This window comes from Micromonospora sp. 4G55, assembly GCF_016803375.1.
Map to the genome: position 1 here is coordinate 1 of NZ_JAEVHN010000443.1, position 5,230 is coordinate 5,230.

The 5,230-nt window shown below is 74.2% G+C and carries 3 protein-coding genes and 2 pseudogenes; 3 read left to right on the forward strand and 2 right to left on the reverse strand.

Going from position 1 to position 5,230, the window contains the following annotated elements; all coding sequences use genetic code 11:
- From JNW89_RS26860 to JNW89_RS26870, 3 genes and pseudogenes are all read left to right on the forward strand, one after another.
- Positions 1-590 (forward strand): annotated as a pseudogene (locus JNW89_RS26860) (hypothetical protein); the annotation flags it as partial.
- Positions 485-1,960, forward strand: coding sequence for a hypothetical protein (locus tag JNW89_RS26865; protein WP_238451129.1), 1,476 nt, complete (start codon positions 485-487; stop codon positions 1,958-1,960). The pseudogene JNW89_RS26860 and the gene JNW89_RS26865, both read left to right, overlap by 106 nt.
- A 144-nt stretch (positions 1,961-2,104) precedes the next feature.
- Positions 2,105-3,703: a ricin-type beta-trefoil lectin domain protein gene (locus tag JNW89_RS26870; RefSeq protein WP_238451131.1), complete on the forward strand. Its 1,599-nt coding sequence runs from the start codon at positions 2,105-2,107 to the stop codon at positions 3,701-3,703.
- A gap of 53 nt (positions 3,704-3,756) precedes the next feature.
- Here JNW89_RS26870 and JNW89_RS26875 read toward each other — a convergent pair whose 3' ends face one another.
- Both JNW89_RS26875 and JNW89_RS26880 read right to left on the reverse strand, forming a co-directional pair.
- A complete protein-coding gene (locus JNW89_RS26875; protein ID WP_238451132.1) occupies positions 3,757-4,359 on the reverse strand; it encodes a hypothetical protein in 603 nt (200 codons plus the stop codon).
- A 56-nt stretch (positions 4,360-4,415) separates the two neighbouring features.
- Positions 4,416-5,230: pseudogene (locus JNW89_RS26880) on the reverse strand (sensor histidine kinase); the annotation flags it as partial.

A 5,230-nucleotide genomic window follows, 5' to 3' on the forward strand; every position in this document is an offset into this window, starting at 1 on the left:
CGGCGTCCGGGCCGGGCGTCCTCGCGTCGGCCCTGGCCGGCGTCCGGGCCCGGCTGGCCCACTTCCGGGGTACGGCGAGCCGGGGCGAGCGGCTGCTGGCCGGCACGGTCGGCGGGCTGGTGCTGGTGGAGCTGCTCGTCGCGCTGCTCGCCGAGCCCAACAACTTCGACTCGCAGACCTACCACCTGCCGAAGGTGGAGCACTGGGTCGCCCAGGGCAGCCTGGACTTCTGGCCCACCGCGATCCACCGGCAGGTGACCATTCCACCGGGCGCGGAGTACCTGCTGCTGCACCTGCGCCTGCTGACCGGCGGCGACGCGCTGCACAACCTGGTGCAGTGGGCCGCCGCGCTGGGCTGCCTGGTGGTGGCGACCCGGGTCGTCGCGCAGCTCGGCGGCGGGCGGCGGGCCCAGCTGCTCACCGCGTTCCTGCTGGCCACCACGCCGATGGTGCGCTCCAGGCGACCAGCACCCAGACCGACCTGGTGGCCGCCGCCTGGGCCGGCTGCGCCGGGACGCTGGCGCTGGACGGGCTGCGCCGGCGCGCGGACGTCGGGAGCCTGCTCGCGCTCGGCGCGGCCACCGGCCTGACCGCGCTGACCAAGACCAGCGGCCTGCTCGCGGTCGGACCGCTGCTGGTGCTCTGGGGAGTCGCCCAGCTCCGCCTGGCGCTCCGCCCGGCGACGACGGACGAGGGTCCTGCTTCGGCGACGGACGGCGCGGGCTCGACGTCGGCCAGCCCGGTGCCGACGGCCTCGGGGTTGGCCGGTGCCGGGTTGACGGGCACCGCGTCAGCCAGCCCGGTGCCGGCGGGCTCGGAATTGGCAGGCTCGACGTCGGCGGGCTCGGCGTCGGTCGGTGCGGGGTCTGCCGGGGAGGGTCGTGGCGCCGTCGGGGTGGTGCGGACAATCGCCGGATCGCTGCTGGTGCTGCTGGTCGCGGCGGCGGTGGTGGGCCCGTTCCTGGCCCGGGTGACCGTCGAGTTCGGCCACCCGCTCGGCCCGCCCCGGCTCCGCGAGTCCATCCCGATGGAACGGCACGACCCGGCGTCGATCCTGGTCAACGCGCTGCGGATCGGCCACACCGCGTTCGACACCCCGCTCGCGCCGCTGCGCGCCGGCACGGCCGGGGCGATCACGGACGGCTCGCGGGCGATCGGCGTCGACCCGCAGGACCGCGCGATCACCTTCGGCCGGGAGGTGTTCCCGGTGCCGGCCTGGTACCCGGACGAGGACCGGGTGGCGTTCCCGCTGGCCGGCACGCTGGCGCTGCTGGGGGCGGTGTTCGCGCTGGCCCGGCCGGCGCGGATCAGCCCGACCGCGCCGGTGGCGCTGCGGGCGTACGCGGTCGCGGTGGTGGTGGCCGTCGGGCTGCACACCGCGACGATCAAGTGGCAGCCCTGGGGGAACCGGTTGCTGCTCTACGCGCTGGTGGCCGCCGTGCCGCTGGCCGGGCTCTGGCTGGACGCGCTGCTGCGGCGGCGGCTCCGGCCCGGGCGGCGGTCGGTCGTGGCCGGGCTGGTGGTGAGCATGCTCGCCGCCTCCGCGCTGGCCGGCGTGCTGGCCCTGTCGTACGGCTTCCCACGCCGGTTGGTCGGCGCCGGCTCGGTGTTCACCACCTCCGAGTGGGACACCCGCTTCCTGCGCCGGCCGCACTGGGCCGAGGAGTTCCGCTGGGCCGCGGCGGCGGTACGGGCGAGCGACGCCCGCCGGATCGGCCTGGTGCAGCAGAACGACAACTGGGAGTACCCCTGGTGGCTGCTGCTGCGCGACGAGGCGGGCCGCTCGCCGGAGCTGGTGGCGTTGCAGTCGGTGCTGGCCGACCGGCCCCCGGCCGACCCGGCCTCGGTGGACGCGATCGTCTGCACCGGCAGCCGTACGGCGTGCGCCAAGCTGGTGCCGGCGGGCTGGACGCTGGAGTTCCGCGACTACGTCGGCTACGCCCTGCCGCCCGGCCGCTGACCACCCCACCCCACCCGGCCACTCGGCCCACCGCCGCGCAGATGGCGGAAACCTTTCCGAGACATATTCACATCCGTGCATCGCCCGCGTTACCGTCCGGTAACTCGATCGACGTCCTGCGATCGAGCGGAAAGGAGTGCGTCGATGCTTGGCACCCCCACCAGGCGCGCACCGGCGATCCGACGGCGGGCACTCACCGTCGTCTCCGCCGCCGCCCTCGTCCTGCCCATGCTCCTCGGGCCGGCGTCCTCGGCCGCCGCTGAGGACCGTCCGACCGTCCAGCCACTCCCGACGAACCTCGAAGCGGTCCGCGCCGCCGAGGCCAGCGCGCTCTACGGCTCACCGGAGATCCGGCCGCTGGAGCAGCGCCGCACCGCCCTGGTCACCATGGGCGACAGCGAGATCTCCGGCGAGGGTGTGGGCAACTACGTGCCCGGCACCCACCAGAACGGCAACTGGTGCGACCGCTCGTACGACCAGGCGGTGTTCCGCACCGGCATCCCGTCCGACACCCGGTACAACCTCGCCTGCTCCGGCGCCACCCCGTGGAACCTGGTCGCCGGCGGCCCCACCCAGCACAACGAGCTCAACCAGGGCGACTACCTGGCGATCAAGGCGCGCAACACGCACGTCAAGCTGATCTGGGTGGTCGTCGGCGCCAACGGCGACGGCACGATCCAGTTCGGACCGGTCGCCACCGACTGCGCCGTACGCCGGGTCTTCTTCCAGGGTCCCTGCTACCCGACCTACACCGACCAGTGGACCATCCGCACCGACGGCAGCCGGCGCGCGGTCCAGGAGGCGCTCACCTCCATCCGGCAGACCATGACCAACGCCGGCTACCTGCGGTCGGACTACGAGCTGGTGCTGATGTCGTATCCCAGTCCGGGCAGCCCGGACGTGGAGGACAACCCGAACTTCCCCGGCTGGTACGCCGGCGGCTGCCTGCTCTACCTGGCCGACGCCGCGTTCGCGCGGAACAAGGCGGTGCCGCTGTTCGAGTCGGCGCTGCGGGCGGCGGCCACCAACACCGGCACCCGCTACCTCGACGCCAGCCGGCTCTTCCACGGCCACGAGTTCTGCACCGACAACACCTCGGTCCGCGGCCTCTACATCGAGGTGGGGATCTGGGACGAGAACGCCGCCCGGCAGTCGTTCCACCCCAACATCCGCGGGCACGGCATGTTCGCCCAGTGCATCACCCAGTTCTGGAACGCAGGCCTCCAGCGGGCCACCTGCGTCGACCCCGCCAGCACCGGCACCGGTGTGCTCCAGCCCGGGCTGCTGGAGTTCAAGCAGCTGCGCAACGCCGCCACCGGCACCTGCGTGGACGGCAGGGGGTACGACTCGCGCAACGGCACCGTCCAGCAGTCGTACGCCTGCCACGGTGGCCGTAACCAGGGCTTCTGGTACGACCCGGCGCGCCAGTCGCTGCACTCGGAGCTGTCGCACGACCGCTGCCTGGACGTGGCGGGCGGCTCGCTGACCGCCGGCACGGCGATCAACATCTACGACTGCCACGGCGGTGCCAACCAGAAGTTCGTCTTCGCCGGCAACCAGCTCAAGCCGGCCGGCGCTACCAACCTCTGCGTGGCGTTCGACAACCCGTGGCTGGGTACCCCGCGGCTGCGGCTGGCCGGCTGCTCCACCAGCAGCCGGCAGCAGTGGTCCTTCGAGTCCCGGTCGTTCGCCAACCCCGTCGGGTACGGGCACGACGACTTCATCGGGTCCCGGGTCTACTGACCGCGCGGAGCCGGCGCGGACCACCGCGCCGGCTCCGTCCCGGTTCGCTCGAACTACTGCTGCTTGAACGGCACCACGATCAACCGGGCGACGGTGGCGTCGCCGTCCTTGGCGCCGGCGACACCGATCTTCGTGCCGACCTTGACGTCGCTCGACTGGATCGTCGTCCGCCGCTCGATCACCCGGAGCTTGTCGCCGAACGTCCAGGTCAGGGTGAAGCCGTCGGTGGACTTCACGGTCACCGAGTCACCGTCGACCGCGGTGACCTCGCCGCGCTGCACGACGACCGTCTTGGTGCCGCCGTCCTTGGTCTGCACGACGGCCTCGCCGTGCAGGGTGTTCTTCCGCAGCAGCACCCGGGCCTGGCGACGCTTGCGCCACTCCTCGGCCCGCTCACCGCGCTTGCCCTTCGGGCCGGCCTCCGCCTCGGCTGATCCGGAGGCCGACGGCGCGGGAGCGGCCACCAGCTCCAGCTCGGTCGGGTCGAAGCCCATGGCGGCGAGCGCCTGGCCCTCCACGCCCATCGCCGCGGCGACGTCGACCGCGGCCTGCTGCGCCGTACCGTCGGCGACCTGGGCGGGGCCGCAGCCGCTGAGGCCCAGCGCGACCGCCGCGAGCAGCGACGTGGTGGCGACGGCGAATCCCTGACGTGCCATGACACTCCCTCTCGTCCGTGGTGCTCTCAGCGTCGCGCGGCCCGATGGGCGCCGCGTCAGGCCGATGTTCGGGTCAGGTAAGGATGGGCGGCAGCCGGACGGTGAACGCCGCCCCGCCCTCGGCGGCGTGCCCGGCGGCGATCTCCCCGCCCAGCCGGCGGACCAGGCCGGCGGCGAGCGCCAGCCCCAGTCCGCTGCCCACCTTGCGCACCCCCCGGTAGCGCTGGTGCAGCGCCCCGCGCTCGAAGGCCACCGCCAGGTCGTCGTCGGTGAAGCCGGGCCCGCCGTCGCGGACCTCCACCACCCCGCCGGCCGCCGGGTCCGCGCCCGCCGGCCGGACCGCGAGCACCACCGGCGCCCCCGGGGGTACGACCCGCAGCGCGTTCTCCAGCAGCCCGTCCACCACCTGCCGGATCCGCCCCGGATCGGTGTACGCGGGCACCGCGGTGTCCGGCGCCTCCAGCCGGAACGGCACCCCGACCGCCGCGCACCGGTCCGACCAGGTGCGCTCGGCGTCGACGGCCAACCGGGTGAGGTCGACCGGGACCGGTTCCAGCGGGAAGTCGGCCGCCTCCAGCCGGGCCAGCGCCAGCAGGTCGCTGACCAGCCGGTCCAGGTGTTCCGCCTCGGCCAGCATGGTCCGTCCGGTGCCCGGCGCCTCGTCCGCGCCGATCACCCCGTCGGCCAGCGCCTCGGCCCAGCCCCGGATCGCGGTCAACGGGGTGCGCAGCTCGTGCGAGACGGAGAGCAGGAACTCCCGTTGCCGTCCCTCGCTGGTGGCCAGCGCGGCGGCCAGCCCGTTCAGCGCGTACGCCAGGTCGGCCACCTCGTCCGGCGGCTCCACCGGCACGCGTACCGCCCGGTCGCCGGC